The organism is Raoultella sp. T31 (assembly GCF_002806725.1).
Taxonomy (GTDB): domain Bacteria; phylum Pseudomonadota; class Gammaproteobacteria; order Enterobacterales; family Enterobacteriaceae; genus Klebsiella; species Klebsiella electrica.
Genome location: NZ_PIBO01000012.1, coordinates 1 through 26,541, shown reverse-complemented (window position 1 = coordinate 26,541; position 26,541 = coordinate 1). Strand labels below are relative to the sequence as shown.

General features: G+C 51.6%; 27 protein-coding genes and 1 pseudogene. 9 read left to right on the top strand and 19 right to left on the bottom strand.

What is annotated here, in order from left to right; all coding sequences use genetic code 11:
- Nucleotides 1-8: 8 nt before the first annotated feature.
- From CWM52_RS10845 to CWM52_RS26325, 9 genes are all read right to left on the bottom strand, one after another.
- The gene (locus tag CWM52_RS10845; RefSeq protein ID WP_100684118.1) at nt 9-1,328 is read right to left on the bottom strand and encodes a TolC family outer membrane protein; all 1,320 of its coding nucleotides are present in this window, start codon (nt 1,326-1,328) and stop codon (nt 9-11) included.
- Between the two features lie 14 nt (nt 1,329-1,342).
- On the bottom strand, nt 1,343-1,990 hold the full coding sequence (locus CWM52_RS10840; protein WP_100684117.1) for a helix-turn-helix transcriptional regulator: 648 nt from the start codon (nt 1,988-1,990) through the stop codon (nt 1,343-1,345).
- A 108-nt stretch (nt 1,991-2,098) separates the two neighbouring features.
- Nucleotides 2,099-2,827 carry a fimbria/pilus periplasmic chaperone gene (locus CWM52_RS10835; protein WP_227521284.1) on the bottom strand — a complete coding sequence of 243 codons (729 nt, stop codon included), beginning with the start codon at nt 2,825-2,827 and terminating at the stop codon, nt 2,099-2,101.
- Nucleotides 2,793-4,160 (bottom strand): fimbrial usher protein StbD, encoded by a 1,368-nt coding sequence (gene stbD / locus CWM52_RS10830; RefSeq protein ID WP_100684116.1) that lies wholly within the window; start codon nt 4,158-4,160, stop codon nt 2,793-2,795. The genes CWM52_RS10835 and stbD overlap by 35 nt, the downstream gene beginning before the upstream one ends.
- An 8-nt stretch (nt 4,161-4,168) precedes the next feature.
- On the bottom strand, nt 4,169-6,703 hold the full coding sequence (locus tag CWM52_RS10825; RefSeq protein ID WP_227521283.1) for a fimbrial outer membrane usher protein: 2,535 nt from the start codon (nt 6,701-6,703) through the stop codon (nt 4,169-4,171).
- A 34-nt stretch (nt 6,704-6,737) separates the two neighbouring features.
- Nucleotides 6,738-7,463, bottom strand: a complete 726-nt coding sequence (locus CWM52_RS10820) for a fimbria/pilus periplasmic chaperone (RefSeq protein WP_100684114.1) — start codon at nt 7,461-7,463, stop codon at nt 6,738-6,740.
- Nucleotides 7,464-7,583: 120 nt separating this feature from the next.
- Nucleotides 7,584-8,135 carry a fimbrial protein gene (locus tag CWM52_RS10815; RefSeq protein ID WP_100684113.1) on the bottom strand — a complete coding sequence of 184 codons (552 nt, stop codon included), beginning with the start codon at nt 8,133-8,135 and terminating at the stop codon, nt 7,584-7,586.
- 677 nt (nt 8,136-8,812) lie between these two features.
- The gene (locus CWM52_RS10810; RefSeq protein WP_100684112.1) at nt 8,813-11,470 is read right to left on the bottom strand and encodes a beta-N-acetylhexosaminidase; all 2,658 of its coding nucleotides are present in this window, start codon (nt 11,468-11,470) and stop codon (nt 8,813-8,815) included.
- A gap of 10 nt (nt 11,471-11,480) precedes the next feature.
- On the bottom strand, nt 11,481-11,621 hold the full coding sequence (locus tag CWM52_RS26325; RefSeq protein ID WP_165785376.1) for a hypothetical protein: 141 nt from the start codon (nt 11,619-11,621) through the stop codon (nt 11,481-11,483).
- 734 nt (nt 11,622-12,355) lie between these two features.
- Here CWM52_RS26325 and sfnG point away from each other — a divergent pair.
- The 5 genes from sfnG (at nt 12,356) to CWM52_RS10785 (ending at nt 14,790) form a co-directional block, all read left to right on the top strand.
- Nucleotides 12,356-13,465 (top strand): dimethylsulfone monooxygenase SfnG, encoded by a 1,110-nt coding sequence (gene sfnG / locus CWM52_RS10805; protein ID WP_100684111.1) that lies wholly within the window; start codon nt 12,356-12,358, stop codon nt 13,463-13,465.
- Between the two features lie 195 nt (nt 13,466-13,660).
- Complete coding sequence (locus tag CWM52_RS10800) at nt 13,661-13,852, top strand: helix-turn-helix domain-containing protein (protein ID WP_100684110.1); 192 nt, start codon at nt 13,661-13,663, stop codon at nt 13,850-13,852.
- A complete protein-coding gene (locus tag CWM52_RS26320) occupies nt 13,812-13,970 on the top strand; it encodes a hypothetical protein (RefSeq protein WP_165785375.1) in 159 nt (52 codons plus the stop codon). Before CWM52_RS10800 ends, CWM52_RS26320 begins: the two co-directional genes overlap by 41 nt.
- 229 nt (nt 13,971-14,199) lie before the next feature.
- On the top strand, nt 14,200-14,457 hold the full coding sequence (locus tag CWM52_RS10790; protein WP_000288812.1) for an AbrB/MazE/SpoVT family DNA-binding domain-containing protein: 258 nt from the start codon (nt 14,200-14,202) through the stop codon (nt 14,455-14,457).
- Nucleotides 14,458-14,790, top strand: coding sequence for a type II toxin-antitoxin system PemK/MazF family toxin (locus CWM52_RS10785; RefSeq protein WP_100684109.1), 333 nt, complete (start codon nt 14,458-14,460; stop codon nt 14,788-14,790).
- A 349-nt stretch (nt 14,791-15,139) separates the two neighbouring features.
- On the opposite strand, the gene CWM52_RS10780 is transcribed toward CWM52_RS10785, so the two are convergent.
- From CWM52_RS10780 to CWM52_RS10755, 6 genes are read right to left on the bottom strand one after another with little or no spacing between them, the layout of a single operon-like run.
- Complete coding sequence (locus tag CWM52_RS10780) at nt 15,140-15,979, bottom strand: VOC family protein (protein ID WP_100684108.1); 840 nt, start codon at nt 15,977-15,979, stop codon at nt 15,140-15,142.
- Nucleotides 15,980-16,012: 33 nt separating this feature from the next.
- On the bottom strand, nt 16,013-16,732 hold the full coding sequence (locus CWM52_RS10775) for an ABC transporter ATP-binding protein (protein ID WP_100684107.1): 720 nt from the start codon (nt 16,730-16,732) through the stop codon (nt 16,013-16,015).
- Entirely contained in the window at nt 16,729-17,508 is a 780-nt protein-coding gene (locus tag CWM52_RS10770) for an ABC transporter ATP-binding protein (protein ID WP_100684106.1), read from the bottom strand. Before CWM52_RS10770 ends, CWM52_RS10775 begins: the two co-directional genes overlap by 4 nt.
- Nucleotides 17,505-18,392: a branched-chain amino acid ABC transporter permease gene (locus CWM52_RS10765; protein WP_007374556.1), complete on the bottom strand. Its 888-nt coding sequence runs from the start codon at nt 18,390-18,392 to the stop codon at nt 17,505-17,507. Before CWM52_RS10765 ends, CWM52_RS10770 begins: the two co-directional genes overlap by 4 nt.
- Nucleotides 18,385-19,278 carry a branched-chain amino acid ABC transporter permease gene (locus CWM52_RS10760; RefSeq protein ID WP_100684105.1) on the bottom strand — a complete coding sequence of 298 codons (894 nt, stop codon included), beginning with the start codon at nt 19,276-19,278 and terminating at the stop codon, nt 18,385-18,387. The genes CWM52_RS10765 and CWM52_RS10760 overlap by 8 nt, the downstream gene beginning before the upstream one ends.
- Before the next feature lie 48 nt (nt 19,279-19,326).
- Nucleotides 19,327-20,454 (bottom strand): ABC transporter substrate-binding protein, encoded by a 1,128-nt coding sequence (locus CWM52_RS10755; protein WP_100684104.1) that lies wholly within the window; start codon nt 20,452-20,454, stop codon nt 19,327-19,329.
- 545 nt (nt 20,455-20,999) lie between these two features.
- Here CWM52_RS10755 and CWM52_RS10750 point away from each other — a divergent pair.
- The 4 genes from CWM52_RS10750 to CWM52_RS10735 all read left to right on the top strand — a co-directional run bounded on the left by CWM52_RS10750 (nt 21,000) and on the right by CWM52_RS10735 (nt 24,216).
- Nucleotides 21,000-21,701, top strand: a complete 702-nt coding sequence (locus CWM52_RS10750) for a GntR family transcriptional regulator (RefSeq protein ID WP_007374552.1) — start codon at nt 21,000-21,002, stop codon at nt 21,699-21,701.
- A gap of 121 nt (nt 21,702-21,822) precedes the next feature.
- Entirely contained in the window at nt 21,823-23,007 is a 1,185-nt protein-coding gene (locus tag CWM52_RS10745; protein ID WP_100684103.1) for a M20 aminoacylase family protein, read from the top strand.
- Nucleotides 23,004-23,807 (top strand): pyrroline-5-carboxylate reductase family protein, encoded by an 804-nt coding sequence (locus tag CWM52_RS10740; RefSeq protein WP_100684102.1) that lies wholly within the window; start codon nt 23,004-23,006, stop codon nt 23,805-23,807. Before CWM52_RS10745 ends, CWM52_RS10740 begins: the two co-directional genes overlap by 4 nt.
- Nucleotides 23,808-23,832: 25 nt before the next feature.
- On the top strand, nt 23,833-24,216 hold the full coding sequence (locus CWM52_RS10735) for a RidA family protein (protein ID WP_100684101.1): 384 nt from the start codon (nt 23,833-23,835) through the stop codon (nt 24,214-24,216).
- A 279-nt stretch (nt 24,217-24,495) separates the two neighbouring features.
- Here the strand turns inward: CWM52_RS10735 and CWM52_RS10730 are convergent, their stop codons facing one another.
- The 4 genes and pseudogenes from CWM52_RS10730 to CWM52_RS10715 all read right to left on the bottom strand — a co-directional run.
- A complete protein-coding gene (locus CWM52_RS10730) occupies nt 24,496-24,795 on the bottom strand; it encodes a TrbM/KikA/MpfK family conjugal transfer protein (RefSeq protein WP_100684100.1) in 300 nt (99 codons plus the stop codon).
- A gap of 44 nt (nt 24,796-24,839) precedes the next feature.
- Nucleotides 24,840-25,238, bottom strand: coding sequence for a cag pathogenicity island Cag12 family protein (locus CWM52_RS10725; protein ID WP_100684099.1), 399 nt, complete (start codon nt 25,236-25,238; stop codon nt 24,840-24,842).
- Nucleotides 25,235-26,260 (bottom strand): P-type DNA transfer ATPase VirB11, encoded by a 1,026-nt coding sequence (gene virB11 / locus CWM52_RS10720; protein ID WP_100684098.1) that lies wholly within the window; start codon nt 26,258-26,260, stop codon nt 25,235-25,237. The genes CWM52_RS10725 and virB11 overlap by 4 nt, the downstream gene beginning before the upstream one ends.
- Nucleotides 26,250-26,486: pseudogene (locus CWM52_RS10715) on the bottom strand (TrbI/VirB10 family protein); the annotation flags it as partial. The pseudogene CWM52_RS10715 and the gene virB11, both read right to left, overlap by 11 nt.
- Nucleotides 26,487-26,541 lie beyond the last annotated feature (55 nt).

Sequence of the window (26,541 nt, the reverse complement as noted above, 5' to 3'; positions counted from 1 at the left end):
TTTTCCGTTCACGCTGAGCCACAGCTAAAGATTTTTACGGTTTCATAATCGAGAGTGCCTGTTGCGGCGGTTAGCTGGATGACTGACTGGATCCATTTATTGTGAGCTTGCGCAAGGTACTGAATAGACTGATAATATTCCTTCTCCGCATTGAAGACATCGATCAGCGTGCGCTGCCCGACTTCCCTCCCGTAGCGCGTTGATGAGAGGCGTTTTGCCGAAGAGCTGACGGTGCGTTGATAAGCTTTAATCCGTGCCTCGCTGTTTTTTAACCCCAACGCCGCCTGAATAGTTTGCTGTTCGGCTTTACGGCGCGCATCGGTTAATAAATCTTTGCTCTGTTCAAACCGGTAGGCCGCTTCGAGGCTTTGTGAAATATGGTTGCCCCCGGTAAACAACGGAATGGAAATATTGACACCGAACGTTGTGTTGTCGGTTTTCGCCGTACTTCCGAATAGGTCATCGAGAGCATTACTATTCTCTGCGCGGCTCCAGTTTTTACCGTAGCCAGCCTGGAAAGTGATGACAGGTAAGTGGTTAGCGGTCGCAGCGACGATATCGACTTTACTGCTGTTTATGGCCTGTATTGCCGCCAGGACATCGAGATTCTTCGTTGCGGCCATTTGTTTAAGTTGTTCAGGATTGAGCGAGCCTCTGAACCGGAGGCAGTCCATGTCTTGTCCGGGTATATTTTGTGCATCCAGCCCGGTTAATTGTTGAAATAACGTGTTGGCATCATGCAGATCGTTTTCTGCGGACAGTACATCAGCGGTGGATTTATCATAGTTAGCCTGTGCTTCTGCTTCATCAATATGTGTGCCATCACCCAGTTTAAGCGCCTGTTGAGAGTGTTTTAACTGGGCATCAAAGGCAGTCTGAGCTTTCAGACTGGTTTCCAGCACGCTGCGCTGATACAGGACCTCATACCATGCGGTGATGACATCTTTGATTAGCTGTTGCTGGGCGATCAGATAGTTAACATCTGCCAGATCGCTAATAACCAGGCTTTTGCGCCATGTGGCGTATTTGGCGACATCAAAAAGTGGTTGCGTGATATTAAGGCTGTAATTATGGCGGGTGACCCCTGCGGAATAGGTGGCATCTGGCTGATCCGTTTTATTCCAGGTGCCGTTGAGCGTGACCACTGGCAATAGCCCGGAGAATCCTTGATATTTTTTCTGACCATCTGCGTCATGTAAGCTCCGCGCAGCATTAATTTCAGCATTATAGTTATTGGCCGCAATAAGCGATTGCTGGAGAGAGAGTGCGCAGACATCACCTGAAAAAAACAATCCCCCGACAAGCGCAATGAATATTTTTTTAAACATGATGTTCCGAATAATTAATAATTGAAAAACGCGTTTTGTTGTAAAAAACGCAATAACTCATTTTCATTAGTGAGATTAAGTTTATTCATCGCCTTATGTTTCTGAGTTGAGACCGTGCTCATTGCCCGGCATTTTTTGGATGCTATTTCTGAAAGAGAATATCCCTGATTTATCAGGTTGAGGACTTCCCACTCTTTGGCTGTCAGTTCATCATTCACCTGTTGTAACTGCGTCTCGAGGGTGGATGAAATGTAAGGTTCGGGCCTGGCAAGTTTGAGTTTGTTCATCAGTGCGGCAATCAGTTCATGCGGTGAGTCATGGGCACTGAGCATAATACTCACTCCCGTTTCCGATATTTTCTTCAGGAACATCGGCTTCAAATTTTGAGCAAAAAAAATTGTAGTAATATGTTTGTTCTTCGAGAGAGCTGAAAGCATTTTTCTGATCTCCGTTTCGCGAAAGAAACCGTCGAAAATACTTGCTGAATTAATAATCACCAGATCAATACTTTTTCCTTTAATTGCGTTTAAAAGCGATACTGGATCAGGGTGGTGGTGCAACTGCAAGTGATGGACTTTCATTTCTCGTTGAATAAATGAGGCAATTAAATCATAAAGCATATGATATTTATGAAAGTATGCGATGTTAAGTGTCGTAAACATGATCTTTTCTTCAGTCGCTTCAGGTATGTTGGGTTTAATAACGGTTTACAGGATATGCGATTACCTCCGGTCATATGAGTCAGCAACCGGAGGTGAACGCTTGCATATTTATAATTGTCGCTGGTACGTTTTTTGGGCGCCGAAATCGTCAATCACTGACCAGCTTAACTGTCGGCGGTTACTGGACGGTGGGACCGCAATATCAATGGATGATTTAGGTACAATCATTTTTGGTATCAAAGGGTTACCTCCCAGGCTAAGCCCCCCCAATGTTATATTGTAGGGGGTTGGGTTAGTAATCGTCATCGTCTGGTTTTGTTTTCCGTCATTTTTAAAAGTAAATGTAAGAGACTTACCGAGCTCTTCCTCTGGGGCTTTTAGCCCGTGTGGGCGAACAAATACCTTTAAGCGGATACGCAGAGGCAATATAACTTTATTAACCTTTGCACCATCAGATTCCGTATTAGGTGGAAATTGATAGATATTCAGCCAGTAGACACGTTCGCGATCGGTTGGTAGTCCCTGGCGGGAGGACAGCATGACCCGTAGGTTGCGAGATTCTCCTGGCCCCAGCTTAAAGACAGGCGGGACCACAACCAACGGGGTGCTGATATTCTCCGGCAGAGCGAGAGGATCGTTGTCATCGATCCAGACCTGAACCAATGCCGGTGCCCTGTGTGAATTTACCAGCACCAGCGTCTCCGCAACGCTATCTTCATTAAATACCAGACGGCTTTGCGTGCTGTTGACCACGGCTGCTGCATAACTGGCACTCAGCAGCAGCGCAGTGGTCTGTAAAAACCTACTGAAGGCTGACAAATATTTGAGCTTGCGCACTGACTGACCCTGCTGTTATCGATTGCCCCGGGAGATGCTCAAGTGAGGCCAGGAACGCCCCTCCATATGTTTTCCCTCCGCTACTAGTCGTGCCTGATACGTCGTCAAGCAGAGTGGTAAAGCCATACCAACCGGCCGCGTTACCTGTTCCCGTAGTCCCATTACTGGACAGTAGATTCAGAACGGAATGAGGGCCGGACCCGCTTAAAGAATAAATCCTGATACCGACGCCAGAAGCGACGCCGCTGACACCATAGTTATCGTCCAGCAAATGGCTGATGCCTCCGGAACTATTCTTAAGGCCTAACGATTGTGCATAGCTAAGCGCGCTTGCCTGGGTGACCAGAAAACCCATAGCGACAGGTGGTTTAGCGAAGTTCGTATCTGTCCCTGAGAGCGCACCATCGTCGCATTCCAGCGAGACATTAAAAGTATTGGTGCTGGTATTACCGGAGCTGAGTTCTGACACGCTTATAGGGGGCAGCTTCACAGTCTGGTCAAAATCTTTGACTTTACAGGTGTTGCCATATATCACCGTGGTACTACCATTTTTCATGCTCCATACTGCAGATGTGTTGAGAGGGGAAGGTGGTGCTGCTTTTGCTGCTGCTGATACCACCAAATTGGTATTCATTCCTGGTCCTTTTAGCGCCACGAAACCCTGTGGGGATGCAATACTATTAAATGCATTACGTGAGGCTATTGCACCAGAGCCATTATCATTGGTTTTAATCAGTTCAAAAATCGCATTGCCAAACATAGAGGCTGGAATATAGATATAGGATCCCATGGTAATATAATCAGTGCTGTCTAGCTTCCGTTCTCGCCAGGTATTGATGTAACGCTGTCCGGTTTTCGTATTAGTGATTCGATAGGCGATATTTGCTGCTGGCGTGGCATAACCATCCTCCACATCATTAACCGCATATTCGCCATAAAAAGTGGAATCGCCCTGTAGGGCGTACATTTCATAGAGTGAGTCCGCATCCTCTACAGCACACTTGAATACAATCTGGTTGGCTGCGTAGGGGGTACTCAAGGCGGAATCAATAAAATTCAGGTTTGCGCTGGCCAATACTGTGCCGGGTGGTGCCAATGATATAGTACCGGTTCCTATGGAGATCACCCCAAACTGAATCCGTGCTGCGGCGGAATTAAATGCGCCCCCCCAGGGCGATGCAGTGAAGCCCATATTGGCGACTTCCTGGGGGATATGCTGAGTTAATGTACCTATACCCGTAACTTTGTAACACACTGCATGGGCCCAAGGAGCACTGGTCATCATGGCTATGGCAATCAGGCCGTGTTTTAACTGAATGACTGGAAATTTCATGTGTTATCTCACTGTACGCAGATGCCATTTAAATGGATGAAGTTATTGCCTGATGCTTGATTCCGCGCGGGCATCTGGTAATTGACGCGGCAGGTTTGCTTGTTGTCCCAGCGAATAAATAAGGTTCCGGAGGCATCAGGCAGGCGCGCGTAGACCTGTCCATTCTGGCCGGCCATTCCGAGGTTTTTCCCATCCCGGTCCTGAACCTCCGCGCCCATCGGTACCGGAGAGCCATCGGGCATCATGACCGCGATCAGGGCAGGGGTACCGCCAAGAGTATTGAATGCCACTTTCGGCACCGCACCCCGCACCGGGACCACGCGTACGTTTCCGCCTTCCAGCTCGACGTTCTGGTCCAGGGAATTACCGTCAATGCTGATGGTGTTGTAGCGGTACGGCGCCAGAGAAGGCGCAATCCCATAGCCGAAGACATCAATTCTGGCTCCCTGCGCATTGTTAATTCGCGCGCCGCTGGCGCCTTTGGCTTCAACCAGAGCAAAGGTATCGCTGGCATACGGACCGTAGGTTACGCCACCGCTGTGCAGCGCCAGGGTACCTGCGGTTCCCAGCCCCAGCTGGTGATCTTTACCGCTGTGAGCATAGGAGGCGCGCATTGTTCCTGAGCGGGTACGCTCCTGCACATTCACGCCCCAGCGCATGGTATGGCTTCGGCCCTGTTCCAGTTCGGTGTACTTGTCATGATTGGCGTACAAGGAATAGGTGAAATCATTTTCTTCACCTGCGGAACCGGAAAGCGTTGTCATCGCCGTTCGGGTATTTTTGTTCTTCGTCATGTCGAACGACACGTTCGAGCGAGAGTCACGCCAGTCAAGCGGAATGGAAAAACCGATGGAAATGACGTTCTCGGTATATTTCTGATAACGACTGGAATCATATTCAGCGTCATTGACGCTGTGGATATAATTTGTGTTACTCCAGCTGGAACGCTGCCTGCCGACGTTGATGTTGTAGCTGAGTTTTTTCCACATGTTGTTGTAGGACAGCTGTAGCTCGGTGATGCGCGAACGGTTGTTGTAATAGTCGGTGCTGCTGCCGCTGAGCGAGAGAGTACCGTAGTCGTCCATGTTCTGGCTTAACGTCGCGGTGAAGCGGTTACGTTGCTTAAGCGTGTCGGAGTAATAATTATCACCGTGCTGTTGCTGGCGCCGCACGCCCAGAACATCCTGGAGATCGCGGTACCCGGCGGTGGAATAGCGGTAAGCTGCCAGCACTATATTGGTGTTGCTCGGGAAGGTTTTGCTGTATGACGCCTCGGCTCGCCAGCCGCTTTTGGACTGATTATTTTCCACCTGTGCATGTGACCAGGTTGTATTGAGCGATAAGGCACCGAGTTCAGAGGCGAAAACGCCGCCGGCGAGCAATGCCTGATAATTGTTAGCAAATCGCGCGCCGGTGTTGGCGGTAAAACGGTTATTCACCCCGTACTGCAATACGCCTTCGGTGAAGGCATTCTGTACGGAGTAATAATTCCTGACTTTACCTGCGGCAAACTGATAGCTCATATTGCCCGGACGCATGGAGCCCGGTACGGCGGCGTAAGGCACAACGAAGAAGGACGATTTTCCATCGGCTTCAATGATCTGCACCTCTATATCGCCCTGACTGCGCGTGTTGTAGAGGTCGTCGATCAGAAAGGGGCCTGGGGGAACCTGCGTTTCGTAAATAATATTGCCCGCCTGGCGGATCAAAACCCGGGCATTGGTATTTGCCACGCCACGGACCTCGGGCGCGTAGCCCAGTTTACCCTGTGGCCACATGCTTTGATCGGTATACAGCTTGACGCCATTAAAAGCGATAGAGCCAAACATGGCGCTGTCGGTATAGGTATCACCGACCATCAGCTCGCTGGAAATGGCGGGCAGCGGGCGCTGTACCCAGGTTCTCACCGAGTTCCATTTATAGGCACTGCCGGCAATGCTGCTCTGCATGTAACGCAGATTAGCCTGGTGACGTAATTGCCACATCCCCATATTTGCGCCGGCGTTGATCATACTCCACAGATAGCTGTAGTTAATGTTACGCAGAATATTACGGGTGTAGCTGGTGTTATGGCGTAAAAATAGCAGCGGCGCCCCGGCATCCCATTCGGCAACCGGGATATAGTCGCGAGGCTGTCGGTTGAGCATAATTTGTGGGATGGAAAATTCCACCGACAGCGTTGACGGCTTAATCCGCCAGCTTCCCTGCCGGGTAATATCCGCTAAAGTTAAACACTGGACATTGGGAAGGGAGGCGGGCTGGATTTTTAGCTGTAACAGTTTGATTAGCTCAGCATCAAGGCACAGCTGCGCGCTTTTGTCGGTCGGATTGACCTTCTGGAATTTAACCGGGACCTGGCTTTTGATTTTAATACCATTGAGTACCAAGTCTAAATTCTGCTGCCCCGGCGCAATGATAACCTCAGTATCGTTGAATTTTTCCAGGCTGATACCTTTAGCAAACCCTGAACCAGCGAGTAAATTGTTGTCAAAACGATACTCTTCCGCAAAGGCCGAATGCGAAAACAGAGAGGCTTTAATCATGCAGGTTATTAATGCAAGACGAAAATAAACTTCCTTATTTTTGAATTGGATATACATGGCTTACCGTTGCTCCATAATCATTAACCAGACCGATCTCTATTCCCTTAGCACTCCGGTCAGTCACCTTTCCGGCATTAAGCGCAATGTCTACTGCAGCAAAAGGCTCAATCATCGGTGGTTTATACTTTGCGTTAACACCGTTGACGCTAACCTTGCTTAATGAGATGTAGTAGGGGGACGTATTAGTAACCCGGATGCTATTTGCTGATATGTTGCTGACCGTCAGATAGTCGAAAATCATTTTCGGGTTGGTTTTTAAACCCGCTGGCCGATAAAACACTTTCATTCTGTTTTTCAACATCAAAACGATTTTGTTGCCTTTATCACCGCCGATGTTTGCCGGAGGGACCTGCAGGAAGTTGAAATAGAAAACAGACTCCCGGTCCTGCGGCAACGGTTTATCTGGCGTAAAGAAAACGCGTAATACTTGCCCCTCTTTTGCCGCTATGCGAAACGTTGGCGGTGTGACAATAAAGGGCGCCTTTCCTGTTTCAGGCGTAGAGGAGGGATCTCCGCTGTCGAACCAGGCCTGAATCACATAAGGAAAATCATCATCATTTCTAAGTTTTAGATCAACGGACTTGGCGTCAGAGGGATAAATTACCCGCGAGCCGGTCATGACCACACTGGCAAATGCTGACTGACAAAAATAGAGGGATAATATAAATAAGAAAATGCTACGCCATTGTAAGCGAGACATATCAGCCACCTGTTGGAAATTATTTTCTGACAACCCGGAAAGAATAAATTAAGACCATCCCTGGTCTTAATTTATCTAAATATCGATTAAGAGATATTGAATCCCTGATTTAACGCCTGATTAGTTGTAGCTAACGGCGTACTGCATGGAGGCCTGCACTGCGCCTGGGGTGGCGGCGCCGGCTTCGCTGACGTACTGCGCGGTGTAGGTTGCCGAAGCATTGGTTGCGCCGATCGGCAGAGTCAGATCGCCTGATGCGGTGAAGGGAGTGGTAAAGTTGATAGGTGCTGCAGCGGTATCCAGAATCTGGATGTCAGCATTCGTTGCCGCAGTCGTCCCGGTTGCTACGTTGCCCAGGTTACCGCCAGCAGTGATGCTGTTACCCGCGAAGCGGCTGGAAATCGTCGTTGCTGCCGCAGGGTTAGCAGTACAACCGCTTACGCTGATATCGAAAGTGGTCGGTTTCGCAACGCTACCCGCAGTAGTAAGCTCAGAGCTATTAACGGCAGCCAGCAGAACGACCGGGCTAACTGTGTTGCCGTTAATTGCCACGGTACAGGTTTGAGAGGTGACTTCTCCGAGGAAAGTCACTGTATTAGGAGCAGCAGATACGTGTGCACTAATCAGGAGAGACATCGCAGTAACAGGGATCAACATCAAACTTTTTTTCATTGCAAAATATCCTTTAGAAAAATAATCAACCTACATGTATTAGGTTGGTGAGTGTAATTTCTTCCTTTAAATTTAATGTTGGAATTAACGCTTCGTTTTATACGTATGCTAAGGGTTAACGCATAAAACAACAGTCGGTTTAAATTGCAACATCAGTGCAACTAAAATAAACGCACAGCGCTTTCTAGTTTGCCGGAGTATCTTGGTGTTGAGGGCCGAAATTGTGTAGTGATTTAATCTGATGAAACATGAAGTGCACATTTGAAAATGTGAAAAAATCTTATCCTGGGCGCTCCGCAGCTGGCTTCACAAATGATAAGGTCATATCGCCCGGCATTCACCGGTTTTCGTTGGCTGTTGAAGTTACGGCAAAGATTAACGATGCAGCAGATGCTTAATAGTTCAGGGGGATGATATGGGAGAGGTCGGGTTTTTATTTTGTGCGGGAGGTGAATTTATTGTGCAGGATAAAAGCTAGTCGTTAGCTGATCGCGTATTAAACGGGCTTTAGCGGGGGGGGGGGGGACTATTTTATCAGTGGCAAAATATATCGCCTGATGGACCGATGTCATTCGTTTATTGGGTCTTGAGCGGATGTTGAGGCTTTATGGAATTTATGTATCGATTACCCGCAGGCCATAAGAAACCGGTGAGTATCCTCACCGGTTATTAACCCGTTACATGACGGTATCGATACGGCTAAAGCGTTTACCATCGGCGCTGACGGTACGTACGTTCACTTTGCCCTGCACCTGTGGCCGCGCATTGTCATCATAACGTTGCCAGCTGTTGCCGCCATCGGTGGAGTACTCAATAACCATCCCTGGGAAACTGGTGTTCGCTTCCAGTTTGCCTTGGGTGATTTTCGCCCCCGGTACCGGAAGACGAAACGCTATGCTGGCTTTTTCCATCTTGGCCAGCTCCCGGTGGCCCAGGATATTCGCGAAGCGAGTCCAGTCTTTGTTCTGCGCTTTCACATCAACATGATGCGTCACGCCCGCTTTATAGGTTTTCCCTTTCTGGTAATCCTGCTCCCATGGCGCCTGATGCCATGCGCGTTCGGCAACGGAGAACAGCCGCGGGAAGAGGCGATACTCCATTTCTTCGTCGGTACGGACGATTTCGCTCCATATCTGAGCCGACAGGCCATACGCTCCCGGCCAGTTTGTATCTGCCCTGCCTTCAAACGGGTTACCGTCACGATCGAGTGACGTTTCCGCATTCTGTGGCAGGTTATCTGGGGTGAATCCGAAGATCTTACGCTCATCGCTAAAGCGCGTTGCCCAGTAGAAGCCTGGCTCCTGAGGATTCACTTCGTAAGGGTGATCCAGATAGACATAATCCGGGTTGGAAATGACCACTTCGTAACCTTTGTTCGCCCAGTCATTAACCGACGCCGCACCGCCCCAGAACAGCGTGTCCCAGAAATTGACCACCGTTTTTTTGGTGGCAAAATCGGCCGCGCCCTGAGCGTGCTTCAGCCCATCCTGCCAGGCCTGCATCTTCTCAATACCATGCTGGTTGACCAGTTGGCTGACCTCCACGGCGAACCAGCTCGGCAGATGTTCAATATCGGCTACTTTGCCGTCTTTCAGCATTGCCTGGCACACCGGCGACCTTGCCCACGGTTTATCCTGTTTGTGCTGGTCAATCTGCCCTTTACCTTCCTGCGGATTGTTTTTATCGGTGTATCCGGCGCCCAGATAAATATTTTTCGCTTCATCGCCACCAAAATGCCAGGTCGTCAGCGGCAGTCCCGCTTCTTGGTGCATTTTCTGGATTTCGCCAATCACCTTATCGACAAAACGAAGAGACGATGGCAGGCACGGATTCAGGTAACCGGTGCGATCGTAGAACTGAACCCCGGTGGTGACAGAAGTATCGTCAGGATCGAGCAGACGGAATTCATTCGCTGCTTTCTCCTGACCTTCTTTCATCAGACGGTCGTAGCGCGCTTCCATCGATATCGTTGCCGCCCGGGCATGCGCGGGCATATCAATTTCCGGGATGACATCAATCTGTCGTGCTTTGGCATACTTAAGTATCTCAATGTAATCCGCACGACTGAACCAACCGCTACCGTGCGTGCTGCTATCCGGGCCTGACCCCAGTTGCGGCAGCAGGCAGGTTTTTTCCGTCAAATCATGGCAGCGCTTTCCTCCGACTTCCGTCAGTTCAGGCAGGCCGGGGATCTCAATACGCCAGCCTTCATCGTCGCTCAGATGAAGATGGAATTTATTCAGCTTCAGCGCAGCCATCTGATCCAGTGCCCGCAAAATAGCCGCTTTACTGTGAAAATTACGCGCAACGTCGATAAATAAACCGCGATACTGGAAACGCGGCGCATCTCTGGCTTCCAGAGCGGCTATCTTCATCGGCCCCTCTGCCGGGAGCAGCGAAAGAATGGACTGAAGGCCGTAGAATACCCCGGTCCGATCGTAACCTGTTACCTGCGCCCCTTTTTCGTCAATCTTAAGGGTATAAGCTCCCGGTACCGCGTCCTGACCCTGGAAAGAGGCCACAGAAATCTCGCTACGTACCGGGTAACCTTGATCGGTTTTCAGCCCCAGCAGGGCGAAGCGCGCAGTAATCGCCTCTGCTGACGGCTGCGGCAGCGCAGAAAGATCCAGCTTAACCCCGTGGCTCAGATCAACATCCCGGCTATGCACGTTAACCACCCGCGGCGTTGGCACAATCTGGCCGCGTAGAGACGCTGCATTCAGCAATTTCACATCGCTGTTTTTCTCAAAGCGGACTTCGGCGGTCATCAGGACATTGTTGTCGGCTGGCGTGCTTTTCCACAAATCACCGCTAATGGGCGTGACAATCTGATTGAGATCTTCCGTATCGGTGCTGGCTATCACTTTGGGCTGCGCATCGGCGGCCGTGACGTACCAGCGCGGGATCACATCGCTCATGAACAGCTGCCAGTATTCATTAATAATCGGGATATCCACCGCTTGCCCCGCCGGGAATGCGGTAAATTTATCAGTCGGCTCCAGTTTGTGCAGGTCGCCGATGATATGCGTAACCTTAAACTGGGCATTATCCACGCTCAGAATCCGGCGAATACTGGAGAAGTAAATCGCCCAGTCTTTACCCGTAATCGCCTCGCCATCATTGGTCAGCCTGATGGTGGCCTTGTTACAGGACGCCCAGTCCGCACCCAGCCTGGCGCAGTCAACGCCCTGCAGCGCCGCGTGGTTATCCACGATGGTATAGTTAAACTTGAGTTGACTGATTTGGTCGACGGTTTGCTGGCTGGCAAGGGCCGTGCCGCTGCTCATTAACCCAGCAATTGCGGTTGCCAACAGGCCTGTTTTTAATGATTTCATGTCATTTTCCTTAATGATTATCGGCGCGGCCTTGCTCGTTCATACTGGAGTCGGCAGACAAACCTTCTGCGTTGGTCTGCGGAAAAACCGCCCAGCCTGGCCCGTCAATGGCCAGCGGCGGGGGACGACGTTTTCCTGTAACGGTAGGCATGTGAACATCCTCTTGACGTTTAAAAATGCGGAACGAAGGCCGCGAAAAAGTAAAAAATGAGACAACAACAAACGGGATAAACCATGTAGAAAGCATGGATACCTTATTTTTCGCGACGCGAATTATCAATCTGTTTTTCTGTTAAAAAGCGAATTCTATGACAAAACGCACATATTATATTGCTGTTTATTATGCTTATGATTTGATGTGATGTTGTTGTAATTAATTGATTTATAATATTTTTTTGGTTTTGGGTTGATTTCTGGCTGCGCGGGTATAATGTCGACGAATAAGATTTTTCCCCACTGTAAGTGAGAATAATTCGCGTCGTGAAAATATACTGTGTCAAACGAGACGGCAGCGGATGTGCAAGATCTGCCGTTCTCACGCCGCTTCGCAACAGACCTTCTTTCGGCCAGGCTAGCATCGGGATAAAATTTATCTTCCAGCCAGGTGTATATCAGTTGTATTTGCAACATATGGGTAACTAAGTATGTTGCAAATGCAGCAGGAACGTCCCTCGATTTTTTATAACATTCAGATTCTAAAGAAATTATCTCACAGTCTGTTTTGGCATAGATTCTGCTAATACCGTTATAACCAACAATTGTCTTTTTATTTTTATAAAGCAGGAAAAGTTATATAGAAAAATGATAATTCGCGGCTAAAGCAACTCGCCTGCACCTGCTGTATGGCGGATATGAGAATGCATCAATAAAAGACGGGAGCGTCCTATGTCCATTTCAGAGCCAGCTAATCGTCCGCTGCAGTTCGCCTATTGGGTACCGAACGTGTCGGGCGGATTAGTGATCAGTAATATTCCGCAGCGCACCAGTTGGGATATCGATTACAACCGTAAACTGGCGCAAATTGCCGAACGCGCCGGTTTTGACTATGCGCTTACGCAGATCCGTTTTACGGCCGGCTATGGGGCCGACAACCAGCATGAGTCGGTCTCTTTTTCCCAGGCGCTGCTGGCATCGACGGAAAAGTTGAAAGTGATCGCCGCTTTGCTTCCCGGCCCCTGGAATCCCACCCTGGCGGCAAAACAAATTGCTACTATCAGTCACCTGTACGGCCCGCGCATCGCGGTTAATATCGTCAGCGGTTGGTTCCGCGGAGAGTTTAAAGCCATCGGCGAACCCTGGCTTGACCACGAAGAGCGCTACCTGCGCTCAGAAGAGTTCATCCGTTGTCTGCAGGGCATCTGGCGGGAAGACAGCTTTACCTTTGCCGGCGATTTCTATCGCTTTCGCGATTATTCCCTCAAGCCCAAGCCGCTGGAGGCGCTGCCGGAAATTTTCCAGGGCGGCAGTTCGCGTGCCGCGCGGGATATGGCCGCACGTGTTTCAGACTGGTATTTCACCAACGGTAACACGCCTGAAGGCATCAAAGCACAGGTGGATGACATCCAGCGTAAGGCGGCACAAAACCAGCATCAGGTGAAGATCGGGGTTAATGGCTTCGTTATTGCGCGTGAAAGCGAAAAAGAGGCGCAGGCGGTGCTGCGGGAAATTATTGATAACGCCAATCCGGAGGCGGTGAAAGGGTTCCAGCATGAAGTGAAAAACGCCGGCAGCGCATCGCCGGAGGGTGAGGGCAACTGGGCCAAATCCACCTTTGACGATTTGGTGCAATACAACGACGGCTTTAAAACTAACCTGATTGGCACGCCACAGCAGATCGCAGAGCGCATCATTGCGCTCAAACATTCTGGCGTCAATTTGCTGCTGCTGGCTTTCCTGCATTTCCAGGAGGAGGTCGAGTTTTTCGGAAGGGAAGTGATCCCTCTGGTACGTGAGCTGGAAAAGCAATCTCAGCCCGCCATTGACCCGGTTATCTGACGATAATTAACTGATTATTATGATGTTATCAGAAACATCGCCTTCCTCATTGACGGCATCTCAGCAGACGTTGGCGGCGCAGGGCGATGCGGAATCGATCAACGCCGGGCATCACGGCCTGTCTGTGGCGCTTTCCGGGGGCCTCTCTTTTGCTGGCGTCGGCGCGTTAACCGATATCTTGCAGCAGGCTGGTCTATCGCAACTGCTGGCGAGTATTGGCCCGAACGGCGCCGGCAAACTTCGCTGCCAGCACTTTCGCGTCAGGCGGGGCTGGCATCTTCCATGCTGGCAAATGCGCTTACCCGCCGCTGGCCCAAAGGTGAAAGATTGATTGCCGAAGCGTTAGGTGTTGCGCCTGAAAAAATCAGGCCTTCGCGCTACTGCTGATATCCCTCCGGCGCAGCAGGATACGGAAGCTGCGCCGCATTTTGTTTATCCGATCCGCGATAATCCTTTGAGCCACAAAAACAGTTTTCTATTATCGGCCTTCTTTGTTACGCACTAAGCTCCTGCCTGGACGAAATGCTTCATGATCTGAAAGAAGCGCCTGCTGTATCTGGATGGTTGCCGTTTTACCGGCAATGCCGCCTTTGAAAACAGCCGGCTCAGTCCTCTGATGGATTAAGGCTGTCTGCATGCTTTATTACGCAAAGGAAATCACCATGAATCTGATGAATAATTGCGCACCTCCCGCCATGAATGTTATATTAAAATATAATATTTGGAGGTGCCCTATGTATACAACTCGTCTGAAAAAGGTCGGTGGATCCATCATGCTGGCGGTTCCTCCCGCCGTGCTGAAAACGCTGGAGCTGTCGACGGACAGCGAAGTGGGTATGACCATTGATAATGGCTGCCTGATTATTGAACCCCAGAAACGGCCCCGTTATTCGCTTGAGGAACTGCTGGCGCAGTGCGATCCGCACGCCGAAATGAGCGAAGAGGATCGGGAATGGATTGATGCGCCTGCGGTGGGCAAGGAGATCCTGTAAATGGACCGAGGGGAAATCTGGCTGGTTTCACTGGACCCGATTGCCGGTCACGAGCAATGCGGTAAACGTCCGGTGCTCATCGTTTCACTGGCATCGTTTAACAAGCTGACCCGGCTTCCGGTAGTGGTTCCCGTCACCAGCGGCGGAAACTTTGCTCGCACGGCAGGCTTCACCGTTTCACTGGAAGGGGCAGGGACAAAAACGATTGGCGTTATTCGCTGCGACCAGCCCAGAACCATTGATATGGCTGCCCGGAACGGCAAGCGGCTGGAACGTATACCTGACGCTGTTGTAAATGAAGTGCTTGCCAGGCTGGATGCTATTTTGAGTTAACGCCAGGATGCTGAAAAGCAAAAAGCCCGCTTAAGTTTCCTTAAGCGGGCTTCTTAAATTTGGCTCCTCTGACTGGGATCGCCTTTGCCAGTAACTGGCTAATATTTAGGCTAAAGGAGAGTTTTCTTCCTGTCAAGACCACCAGAATGACCACCATCTGGTAGAATGCATTAGCACTTGAGCACTTATACTTTAATGACATCATTCTCAGGCAATACGTTGCTTTTGGCATACCAGCCTTTGTCATTTTTTCAGAGTACTCACCATGATCATAACCTATGCTACCAGAATGCCGGAGTTTCTCAGCGTTAATAATCCTTTCTTACTATGTAAATTGTCGTTCTACCCCCTATTTATCCTCGAAGCGCATCGCCAGCCACTGTACCTGCTGCTGCATCACTAGTACCTGATCACCGTGCTCGCACCACTGAATATCGCCCTGGCTAAGGCAGCGCCTGAGCCGCTCCAGTGAGGCCACCTGAAAGCAGAGCGCCACCATTTTCGCTGGTGTCTGCGCAGCAACAGGCGGCAGCGCAAACTCCAGGCTGGCTTGTTGATGCGTGATAATACGCAGGCAGCACGTTCCTGAATCAAGCACATAGCCGCCGCTATCTTCCGCACGGGCCTCTGTACTGAATAACTGACGATACAGCGCCAGCGTCTCTTCAGGTTGAGGCGAGGCAATAACGAACGCGGACAGCGCCTGTACGCCATTAGGATGTACTTGCCAGGCGGGCTGCCAGACAGCTTGCGGCGTCTGATGTTCGCAGAAAAAACTGAAGCCGTATGCCAGGGCGCTGGCGCGGATCCGCGAGATACAGAACCGGGCCTCAGTCTGACTGCCGTCCGGCAGTATCACCGGGCGGAAGAAGCGGGTCGGTGGTTCGCCATCGAGTTGGTATTGCTGTAGATGGCGCCATACCGCATGTGCATCACGGGTTTTCCAGACCAGTCCGGCAAGGCCTGGCGCAACGTTCCATAAACCTCGCGAGTCTGTCTGCCTGGCAGGTTCATAACCTAAAAGTTCCAGATAGTTATCGGCAAAGATGGCCAGATGGTTGCTGGAGCCCATCGAATGGTGCCCCCGCGTACTGAGCTGAAATCCCATCCGCTGGAACAGGGATTGGGCCTGATCCAGCTCTTCATCAACATTAATCACCGCGTGATCGATAACCGGGGTAATCGGCATGGTGTATTCCTTCTGCTCTTTTTATTGATCCTGTCAGGCGGCACGACCGCCAAAATAGAGCTCGCGCATACGGGGGTCATCCAGCAGATCCCGCGCACTGCCCTCCATCGCCACTTTCCCCTGCGCCAGTACGTAAGCCCGGTCTGAAATGTGCAGTGCCTCCATGGCATTCTGCTCGACCATCAAAATGGTCACTTTTTCCTGGCGGCGAATGGTTTGTATGGCGCTAAACACTTCCGTCAGCATTTTCGGTGACAGCCCGGCCGAGGGTTCATCAAGCAGCAGAACGGCAGGTTCGGGCATCAGTGCGCGGGCGAGCGCTAGGATTTGTCGCTCGCCACCGGAAAGCGCGGACGCGGGCGATTGCCACTTTTTATGTAATACCGGGTAATGTTCCGCCAGTTGCGCCATCCGCTGTTTACGCTGGCCGGGCGGTAAAAACTGCCCCCCGGTTTGCAGGTTTTCTGCCACGGTCAGATTGTTGAAGACGTTGTCCAGTTGCGGGACAAAACCGAGTGCGCATTCACGGATTTTCCGGTGCACCGGAATTTTTGCCGTTTCCCGGCCATCGATTTCAACCCGCCCTTCGCGCGGCGAGACAAAACCGGCAATCGATTTCAGCAAGGTGGATTTGCCGCAGCCATTTGGCCCCAGCAGAGTCACGATTTCCGCCTGTTCAACGTGCAATGAAATACCATGCAGAATATCAATCCCCGGGGTATAACCGGCGACTACGTTTTCGAGGGTAATCATTCTGCCTCCTGCAATGTTGCGGTGCTGTGTCCGAGGTAGGCTTCCAGCACTTGCTGGTTCTGCGCCAGTTCGTCCGGGCGGCAACTGGCGACAATCTGCCCGCGATCCAGCACAATGCAGCGCTGGCACAAAGTGTTGATAAAATGCATGTCGTGCTCGATGACCAAAAGTGAAATGCCCTGGCGGCTCAGGCTGACCAGCGTTTCCACCAGTTCCTGGCGTAATTTCGGGTGCACGCCGGCCATGGGCTCATCCAGCATCAGGAGCGTCGGTTTACCCATCAGCGCACAGGCAATGCCCAGTAATTTTTTCTGTCCGCCGGAAAGCGCCGCAGCAGGCAGGTCTTTCACTTTGGTTAATAACAAGATATCCAGTAATTCGCGGGCGCGGGCTCTGTCTTCCTGTTCGGCTTTGCGCCCGGAAGCCAGCCCCAGCAGACCGTTGAATAACCCGTGCTGGCGAGTGCCCGCCGTCATCACGACTTCCATAACGCTCATCTTTTCCGGCATGACCGGTAGCTGGAAGGTGCGCGCAATGCCCGCCTGGATGATCCGGTGGCTGGGCTGACAAGAAATGGAGCGGCCATCAAATGTGATGCTGCCGCCATCCGGCCGGGTAAACCCGGAAATGGTGTTAAGCAGTGTGCTTTTACCGGAACCATTCGGCCCCAGCAGGCCAAGAATTTCGCCCTTCTCCAGCGTAAATGATACGGATGTCAGTACCTGGTTGCCGCCAAAGGCTTTGCTGACATCAGCCACTTCAAGCAAACGGCTCATGATAAAGTCCTTAATTTTTCCGGTAACAGGCCGCCTGGGCGGGTGAGCAGACAGAGTAATAAAGCCAGCCCCACCAACCCCAGGCGCAGAGCGCCGGTCAGGTCTGAGCTGATGTGGAAATAGTCTTTTGCAAAGGGGATAAAGTTATACAGCCCTTCTACCAGCAATACGCCCAGCAGCACGCCGCGCACATTGCCAATACCGCCGATCATCACCATGCTCCAGATAAGAAAGGTTTCCGAAGAGAGCAAATAATCCGGGCTGACATAGTCGGTGTACCAGGCCAGTAGCATGCCAGCCAGACAGCACATCACCGCGCTGCTCATTAACGCCCGGCATTTCAGCCACGGCAGCGCATAGCCCATACAAATCGCTAATTGAGGTTGCTCGCGCATCAGGCGCAGCGCCCGGCCAAACCGGCTGGCGCCGATCCGCAGGCTGGCGAGCGTGGCGATGATGACGCTGAGCAGGATAATGACCGCGAAGATACGTGTATCGGTGATGGTATCGCCGGTTGACCAGGGCGCGGACAGCCCGCCAATCCCCTGCGCGCCACCTGTCAAATGGTCTTCATTGACGACCGCAATGCGGATGATTTCAGCCAGCGCCAGCGTGGCAATGCCCCAGTAATCCGCCGTGAGCTGACGGCCCAGCAGCGTCATCAGCGCGCTGATAACAATGGCACACAGTAACCCGGCCGGGATCACCAGCCACAGCGGCAAGCCAAAATTGCTTCCCAGACCAATGGCATAAGCGCCGGTTCCGACAAACACGATATGACCGAAATTCAGCAAACCGGCGTAACCTGCCTGTAAATTCAGGGCAAGCGCGACGATGGCATAGATCCCGGCAAGGCAAAGGATATGCAGTAAAAACTCAGACACGGCGGACCTCCCGGTTAAACAGGCCATAAGGGCGCAACAACAGCGCCAGCAGCAGAATCACAAACGATGAGGCGTTCACCCAGGTCACCGGGATAAACAATAAGTCGCCGCCGAACAGCCAGCTCCAGTCGATGTTGGTCACGAGGGTTTCGGTTACAGCGATAAGGAGCGCGCCAAAAATGGCGCCCATTGGATTTCCCAACCCGCCGAGAATGGCGGCGGCGAGTACCGGCAACATCAGATCATTGCCCTGGTTAACCCATGCGCTGGCGTTCATTGCCAGCATGCTGCCTCCCACGGCGGCCAGCATTCCGGCCACCAGGTTGACGGTGTGGATAATGGCACTGGCATTTAACCCGGAGGCTGCCGCCAGATCCCGGTTACTCGCCAGCGCACGGATAGCGCGGCCTTGCGGCGTGCGAAACAGCAGCAGGCTGAACATCACCACCAGCGAAATCGTGACGCCAAGGCTCCAGAGTTCGTCGGAAGAGATGCGGGTGTCGCCAACCTGCAAGAGCGCCCCCACTGGCAGGGAATAATTCACCGGGGCCGATCCCTCAACCCCGAGAACCAGTGCAATCAGCACCATCGATACCGCCAGCGAGCCAATCATGGCGTTAGCGGTGCCGCTTTTCAGCAGCGGCTGGTACACCCAGTGATGCAACATCATGGACAACATGCCGCAGACTATTGCCGAAAACAAGATTGCCAGTGACAGCGGCATGCCAAGGCGCAGCCCGGCGGCGGTAATAAATGAACCGACCATGGCATATTGCATATGGGCGATATTGGCGAACCGTACCAGCCCGTAAACCAGGCTTAATCCCAGCGCGACCAGCGATAAATCCGCGGTGCGAATCAATGTATCAATCAAAAACTGCAGCATGGTTTTTCCCCGATGATGTAGCGTGAACTGGCAAAATAAAGCGGCTCGTTACCGGGGAACCGGTACGCCATTAAACGCTTTCACTTTCAGGTACGGCTGGGACTGACGCTGGTTATCGGCGTCGAGATTTAATGTGCCGGTAATACCCGTAAAGCCAGGCGCAACGGTTTTCATTGCCGTGATCATGGCTGCCGGATCGGCACTGTGCGCTTTATTAATCGCTGCCGCCGCCAGCATCACGCTATCCCAGGCATAGCTGCCGTACACGGAGCGAGGTTTCTCATGGAATTTTTGCTGGTACAGCTCAGCATAATTTGCGCCATTGCCGCTCGCCGCTTTCTGGTCAATACCCGCGACTTCCATACCAACCTGTCCGTTGGTGTACTGCGCCGGGGAACCTTCAATGGCCATGGTTAAATACATGCCATACCAGGGCGTTTTATTCAGACCCAGCTCCCAGGCCTCGCGGTTCAGCACAATGGCATCCTGGCCGTAACTGGTATAGACATAGGCTTGCGGATGGGCGCGGGAGATTTGCTCCAGCTCGCGGCGATAAGAAGGCTGACCGCTGGTATAGAGCACTTTGGCGACCACTTTGCCGCCCTCTTTTTCAAACGCTTTGGTGAATTGCTCCGCCATCCCCTGACCGTAAGCGCCATCCGGGGCGATAAAGGCCACTTTGCTGTAACCGAGCTGGCGCACATCTTGTGCCGAGAAGCTCGCGGAAAGGGAATCCAGGCCAATAACGCTCCAGGAGGTAGCGCCGATTTTGCGGATATCGGTGCTGGTGCCGGAAATATTGATGTGCAACAGGTTATTCTTCACCAGATATTGCCCAATCGGGATGGTGACGCTGGAGGAAAAACTGCCCATTACTAAAGGGACATGGTTAACCTGGGTTAACTTACGTACGGCATTCAGGCCTGTTACCGGGCTTTCGGCGGAATCTTCCACGATCACATGTAATGGCTGACCATTAACGCCGCCCTGGGCATTGACCTGTTCAACCGCCAGTTCCATACCACGACGCTGATCTTCACCAATGCTGGCGCTGGTGCCGGTTAAGGGCAAAATCGCGCCAATGTTCACATCGGCCTGCGCCGTGTGCGCCAGACCTAACAACGTCATACCTGCCAGTGTTGACAGCGTTATGCCCTGCCCAAAACGATTTTTCATGTTGGTTCTCCGGTTTGCTGTTGCCGGCTTCTGAGGCCGGTGTTTTGTCGCCTGCGCAAACGTGCACAAGCCTGTCTGGTAATGCCAATAAGCGCGCACTAAAGTGAATATATAAGTGCATACACTTGTGCATTAAGCAAAGACGATGCCAGGGAGCCTGGATGTTCCCGACATCAGGTGCTTATTTCAGGCGAGACAAATGCAAATTCCCGAATAAATACAAGGGAATCGAAAATAATGAAAATCGCATCATGAAACTTTCATTTTCGTTTTTTACTGTGGTTGATAAAAACATGTGCGTGCAAAAGTGAATACACTTTGAGTCATTTTGGTGCAACGCTGCCGTAAAATGGTGCGGAAAGAACCAACGACAACAAGTAATATAAAACAACTTATAAATCAGTAACATTAAAATGAAACGAAAGTGTATTCACTTTTGTGTTGAGTTGTTTTTTTCGCTGTGCTATCTATAAAAATATTACGTGAAATAACCTGTACAGCATTTTTATTTTCGTGCTGAGTGTGCGGTAAATTAAGGGGATAATGTGGTTGCTATTAAAAAGAAATCCCGTAGCGCTGACAGTGTGGAAAAGGTCTACGAGAAAGTGAAAGGCCTGGCGATTGATTACCACTTTCGTCCCGGCGAACGGGTGAATGAAGTTGAGCTTGCGGCACAGCTGGGGGTCTCGCGTACCCCGGTGCGGGAAGCGCTGAACCGTCTGGCGAAAGACGGCTTTATGAACTTTGTCCCCAACCGGGGTTTTTACTCCCGCGACCTGACGCCGGAAGGTGTCCGCGAACTGTATGAAGTGCGAATGGTGATAGAGCAATCGACCTTTCGTTTCGCCTGCCTGCGGGCAACCGATGAAGAGATCGCGGCGACCACGGCTATCTGGGAGGAAGTGAGCCAGCATCGCCCGGCGCAAACCGAACAGGACTGGGCGAAGATCGCGGAAATCGATGAGCGTTTCCACATGGAAATAGCCCGTATTTCCCATAACAGCCGGCTCTATGAAATGCTCGACAGCCTGAATTCGCTAAGCCGTTTTTTCCGGCGCATCGATCTCGAAACCCCCGTACGCCGGAACAATGCCTATGACGAGCATGTCGAAATTATCGCGGCTTTACGTCAGCGGGATATAGAAAAAGGCGTGGTACTGATTGAGCAACATATTTCATTGAGTGCCGAGCACGCGGTTGAAGTGACAAAAGAAGGGCTTGCGAGGATCTATTTTGGCAAGCCCTGAGACGCTCTTTCCGTCAGGGTCACAACGATAATTTAATCAGCTACCAGAGGGCATTACGCGTTCCGGTAATCCATTCACAGCGTTATGCTGCGGCATTGCGCCGGGAAAATGTAGAGGAAATATGCGCTCCATTCCCGAAGAGATTATTCAACAGGCGATTATCTGGCGACGTGAGATCCACGCGCGCCCGGAGATTGGCTTACAAGAGTTTCATACGTCCGCGAAAATCAGCAGCCTGCTGCGCGAATATGATCTTGAAGTGCATACCGGCATCGCAGGCACTGGCGTGATTGGTGTTCTTCGCAATGGCGAGGGACCGGCAATAGCCCTTCGCGCTGATATTGATGCCTTACCCATCCAGGAAAACAATGTTGTTGACTGGTGCTCAACCTCGCCTGGCACGATGCACGCCTGTGGACATGACGGACATACTGCCATTCTACTGGGTGCGGCGCGCTATCTCAGCCAGACCAGGGCATTCAACGGTACGGTGTACTTTATTTTTCAGCCTGCGGAAGAGAATGCCGGCGGCGGGCGTTTGATGGTGGAAGAAGGGATCTTTACGCGCTTTCCCGTTTCTGCGGTTTATGCGCTGCACAACTGGCCGGGGCTTCCGGTGGGAGAAGTGGCCGTGAGCGCAGGCCCGATGATGGCTTCGCAGGACAATTTTTTTATCACGCTGACTGGCGTGGGATGCCATGCAGCGATGCCGGAAAAAGGTGCCGATCCGGTGCTGGCCGGTGCGCACCTGATTACCGCATTGCAAACGATCACCACACGCCGCCTCTCACCGCTGGACAGCGCCGTGATCAGCGTGACGCAACTGCAGGCCGGAGAAGCAATAAATGTCGTTCCGCAGACAATGCACTTGTCCGGCACGCTGCGTTGCCTGAGCCAGGCCGCCAGAGCGCGCTGCCAGACCCTGATGGCGGAGTATGTTGAACAACTCACCGGGCCGTTTGGCGTCAGTGGCAGCATTCGCTGGGAATATGGTTACCCGGTAACTGTCAACCATGCGCAACAGGCAAAAATTCTGGCGGATGCCGCACGCCACGTCCCCGGGATCACGCAGGTTCACACGCAGTTATCGCCATCAATGGCAGCAGAAGATTTCGCCTATTTTCTGGAAGCCTGTCCGGGCGCGTATCTGTGGCTGGGGGCCGATGGCCCAACGCCGGGCGCAACATTACATAACCCGCATTACGATTTTAATGACCAACTTATCGCGCCAGGCATCGGTCTTTGGGTATCACTGGTGGAGAGGTCATTGGGCACTGTTTCTGTTACTTCCGAGGATTCACTATGAGCCATATCCACTTTATTGGAGCCGGTCAAATGACCGAAGCAATTCTGCGCGCCGCCTTAAAACACGGCGCATTAAACCCGGACGAGGTCAGCTTATCGGATATTGATCCAGCGCGAATCGAAACGCTGAAAGCGCGCTATCAGTTGAGCAATACACAAGATTTGCCCGAGACGCTGGCCGCAGCGGATCACATCGTGATCGGGGTTCGTCCGCAGGATGATATTGCTGGTGTCGCACAACTGATTAAGCAGCACGCAGCGCCACAGACGTCGGTCATTTCTATTATTGCGGGCGTAACGCTGGCCCAGCTGTCTTTGATGCTGGGCGAGTCGCGCCCGATTACGCGGATCATCCCGAATACGCTGACGGATACCGGGCTGGGCTACAGCGGCGTGGCGTTTAATGCTTATGTCAACAGCGCCTCCGTCATGCCGTTCCTCGAAAGTTTCGGCAAGGTGATGGTGCTGGAAGAACGGCTGATTGACGTCTTCACCGGTTTTGCTGTCGCTGGCGTCAATTATGTCTATTACTTTGTCGAAGCGCTGGCTGACGCCGGTGTTCTTGCCGGGTTAACCCGCACGCAGTCCACGCAGGTGGTGTGGGAAAACCTGGTCGGCGCGGTTGAAATGCTTAAGTTATCCGGACGCCATCCGCGCCAGTTGATGGATATTAATAACTCTCCGGCGGGTGTCGGCATTAATGGCTTATACGAGTTGAATAAAAGTGATTTCGCCGCTGGCCTGCAAAGCAGTGTTCTGGCTGCGGTACGTCGTACAACGGAGCTTTCCGGTCAAAAATAACGCTACTTTTTAATAAGGTTGGTCTATGCCAGCAATTTCAACGCCCCAGGCGCCTGCCGCTATTGGGCCTTATGTTCAGGGGGTAGATTTAGGCGCCCTGGTGTTCACTTCCGGTCAGATCCCGTTAAACCCTGTGACGGGCGAGATGGCGACGGACATTGCGCAGCAAACCCGGCAGTCGCTGGAAAATGTGCAGGCCATTATCGAGGCCAGTGGTCTGCAGGTGGCGGATATTGTTAAAACCACCATTTTTGTCAAAGACTTCAATCATTTTTCGCAGGTGAACGCGGTGTATGAAGCCTTTTTCCGCGAACATCACGCCGCTTTCCCGGCACGTTCCTGCGTGGAAGTGGCACGCCTGCCAAAAGATGCCGGTGTGGAAATTGAGGCCATGGCAGCACGCAGCTAATAACCTCAGCGAAATTTCGGATGGGCGGGCTACTTGGCATATATTTGTTATCTTTACGACAAGGACTGCTCGCCTTTTTCCGGTTTGCGGTGGTTGAGATTACAAAATCTATTGCTCAATCGCATATGCAGTATTGAAGGTATCGCCCTGAGATGTTCGCCCTCTCATATCGCCCCGTGAATTCGTCCTCCGGTATTGGTCGACTGAATTGGGTGAACTGTAAGTGTTTCCGGCTCAGTATGCAGGGGGTTTATTAAAATAATGGCCGGGGTTTTATTATCATCTGACTCTGCCAAATCTGGACAGGATTTTATTCACCGCCTCAGGGTCAGCGCTGGCGCATTCCCCCAGGAAAGCTTTTCTGGCATTGAGCGTATGATTGGGTAAAAGTCCGTGTTTATTCTTTTTAATGATATTAAAGAAAGCTAGTTCAGCAGAATGGCATTCGCTTCCTCCACTGTTTCCGGTTGCTTTCCCGTACATACAAAGCACCACTTCGCACGGGTCAGCAGCGAAAGAATAAACAGGCATTCCGGCAGCAATGCACAGCACTGCCGCCACAATAGCGGAATATTTCATGGTTAATACCTTACAGTAAGGTGAATTTCAGAGGGTGGGAGTATTTAATGTGAGAAATAAATTCGGGTGTCGCTGCATGTCAGGCAACCAGAGACCGGCTGATATGCAATAACGCCTTTTGCGCCATACCGGCGCAGCCAGTTTTTTGCCGTAAAGAATTCTGCGCCTGATGGTGCAGCAACAACAATACTCGCAGAGTGGGCGACTGCGTAAAATACGGCGGGCGTCCAGCGTGTCTCATTAAAATTCCGTGCGTGAATGGATAATAACCATGTATCTTTAACCACCGGAGAAGGAATAATAACCGGATTGTCACGCCACTGCGGTAAACCGGTATTGACTGACTGACCCGGTTTATCCCATTCAACAGGAACCGGTAGCGGGGGTGAAGAACAGCCCGAAAGTACCAGCGAAAAGAGCAGCATATTGATAACCTTCATCATGCTTTCATCTCCTCAAAAAAGGTGCTGCGGTGCAGTGGCCGGAAATAAATATCATTCATCCGGCGTACATTACCGTCCAGGTCGATACTCACGATAACGTCCAGACTGTCCAGTACCTTGCGTAACATAAAGGTGTAAGGGAGTCGGGCGCATTGCGGATTTTCATAGCAGCGGGTAATAAACCCGTCCACCGCTTCCCTTGCCGAACCGGCATGAACAGAAGTCATGCTGCCTTCATGGCCGGAGCCGGTGATTTTAAGAAAATCCCAGGCTTCACCACCGCGCACTTCGGTTAATAATATGCGATCGGGATTCATGCGGTAATTCCAGCGCAGGAGAATGGCGGACGTCACAATTGCCCCTTTTTCATATGCCGATTCCGACGGATAAAAAAGGTGAACGTAGTTTTTATGAATAAAGAAGGTAATTTCCGGGTTGTCTTCAATGGTAGTGATACGCAGGCTGCGGGGAATATAACTCATCAGCATCTTCATATAGGTGGTTTTCCCGGTACTGGTTTCCCCGGCCACAGCGATGGTTTTACCGTACTCCACGCACTTCTCCATAAAGCGCGGAATATCTTTTGCGTGATATAAGGTCACTAATTCCTCATCGTGCGTCAGCGTTTTTTCCGTGCCTGCCACCCGGTTATAAAACCCGGCGTCGATATAGTCCTGATGCGGGATCTGGACCTGTGAAGGTTTACGCAGCGTGATGGACACAGTGTCACGCTCGCAGGCCGGGGGGACGATGATCTGACAGCGTTCGCCGGATTCCAGTGTGGCCGACAGCCCCGGCTTGATATCTTCGATATTGTCGCCGTGATGCTTTGCCAGGCATCTTGCGAAGTTGGAACAGCCCTCATAATCCAGCGGAACGGCGTGCTGTTCCCAGACACCGTTAATTTTGGTGAAAAGTTCACCCGGGCGATTAACGGCGATCTCTGTCAGGCCGGGAAGCACCAGAAAATCACCAAAAAATCGCTGTTTATAGCGGTCCAGGGAGATATTTTTAGTGGTCATTTTTCATCCTCAGCGTATAGATGCCGGAGAAATCAATATCCTGTCCGGTGATCAGATTGATGATCTCCCCCTGATTTTTATCGAGGGTAGGCGGGATATTGATGCTGTTTTCCAGAGTGGTCCGCGCCATATCCGCCATCGCCTGACGGCTGTTCTCGGTATAGTCCGTGTTACGATCTTTCTGACCGGCGCTGTTGGATGTCCATGCGCCAATATCGGGGAGCATTGACCCTGACCCGAAATCCTGCGCCATTCAGAAACAGAATGCCGGCATGATCTAC

Bases quoted from the DNA above. Each gene is read 5' to 3' on its own strand.
- CWM52_RS10845 (WP_100684118.1), bottom strand. From the start codon at position 1,328: ATGTTTAAAAAAATATTCATTGCGCTTGTCGGGGGATTGTTTTTTTCA.
- CWM52_RS10840 (WP_100684117.1), bottom strand. From the start codon at position 1,990: ATGTTTACGACACTTAACATCGCATACTTTCATAAATATCATATGCTT.
- stbD (WP_100684116.1), bottom strand. From the start codon at position 4,160: ATGAAATTTCCAGTCATTCAGTTAAAACACGGCCTGATTGCCATAGCC.
- CWM52_RS10825 (WP_227521283.1), bottom strand. From the start codon at position 6,703: ATGATTAAAGCCTCTCTGTTTTCGCATTCGGCCTTTGCGGAAGAGTAT.
- CWM52_RS10820 (WP_100684114.1), bottom strand. From the start codon at position 7,463: ATGTCTCGCTTACAATGGCGTAGCATTTTCTTATTTATATTATCCCTC.
- CWM52_RS10815 (WP_100684113.1), bottom strand. From the start codon at position 8,135: ATGAAAAAAAGTTTGATGTTGATCCCTGTTACTGCGATGTCTCTCCTG.
- CWM52_RS10810 (WP_100684112.1), bottom strand. From the start codon at position 11,470: ATGAAATCATTAAAAACAGGCCTGTTGGCAACCGCAATTGCTGGGTTA.
- CWM52_RS26325 (WP_165785376.1), bottom strand. From the start codon at position 11,621: ATGCCTACCGTTACAGGAAAACGTCGTCCCCCGCCGCTGGCCATTGAC.
- sfnG (WP_100684111.1), top strand. From the start codon at position 12,356: ATGTCCATTTCAGAGCCAGCTAATCGTCCGCTGCAGTTCGCCTATTGG.
- CWM52_RS10790 (WP_000288812.1), top strand. From the start codon at position 14,200: ATGTATACAACTCGTCTGAAAAAGGTCGGTGGATCCATCATGCTGGCG.
- CWM52_RS10785 (WP_100684109.1), top strand. From the start codon at position 14,458: ATGGACCGAGGGGAAATCTGGCTGGTTTCACTGGACCCGATTGCCGGT.
- CWM52_RS10780 (WP_100684108.1), bottom strand. From the start codon at position 15,979: ATGCCGATTACCCCGGTTATCGATCACGCGGTGATTAATGTTGATGAA.
- CWM52_RS10775 (WP_100684107.1), bottom strand. From the start codon at position 16,732: ATGATTACCCTCGAAAACGTAGTCGCCGGTTATACCCCGGGGATTGAT.
- CWM52_RS10770 (WP_100684106.1), bottom strand. From the start codon at position 17,508: ATGAGCCGTTTGCTTGAAGTGGCTGATGTCAGCAAAGCCTTTGGCGGC.
- CWM52_RS10760 (WP_100684105.1), bottom strand. From the start codon at position 19,278: ATGCTGCAGTTTTTGATTGATACATTGATTCGCACCGCGGATTTATCG.
- CWM52_RS10755 (WP_100684104.1), bottom strand. From the start codon at position 20,454: ATGAAAAATCGTTTTGGGCAGGGCATAACGCTGTCAACACTGGCAGGT.
- CWM52_RS10745 (WP_100684103.1), top strand. From the start codon at position 21,823: ATGCGCTCCATTCCCGAAGAGATTATTCAACAGGCGATTATCTGGCGA.
- CWM52_RS10740 (WP_100684102.1), top strand. From the start codon at position 23,004: ATGAGCCATATCCACTTTATTGGAGCCGGTCAAATGACCGAAGCAATT.
- CWM52_RS10735 (WP_100684101.1), top strand. From the start codon at position 23,833: ATGCCAGCAATTTCAACGCCCCAGGCGCCTGCCGCTATTGGGCCTTAT.
- CWM52_RS10730 (WP_100684100.1), bottom strand. From the start codon at position 24,795: ATGAAATATTCCGCTATTGTGGCGGCAGTGCTGTGCATTGCTGCCGGA.
- CWM52_RS10725 (WP_100684099.1), bottom strand. From the start codon at position 25,238: ATGATGAAGGTTATCAATATGCTGCTCTTTTCGCTGGTACTTTCGGGC.
- virB11 (WP_100684098.1), bottom strand. From the start codon at position 26,260: ATGACCACTAAAAATATCTCCCTGGACCGCTATAAACAGCGATTTTTT.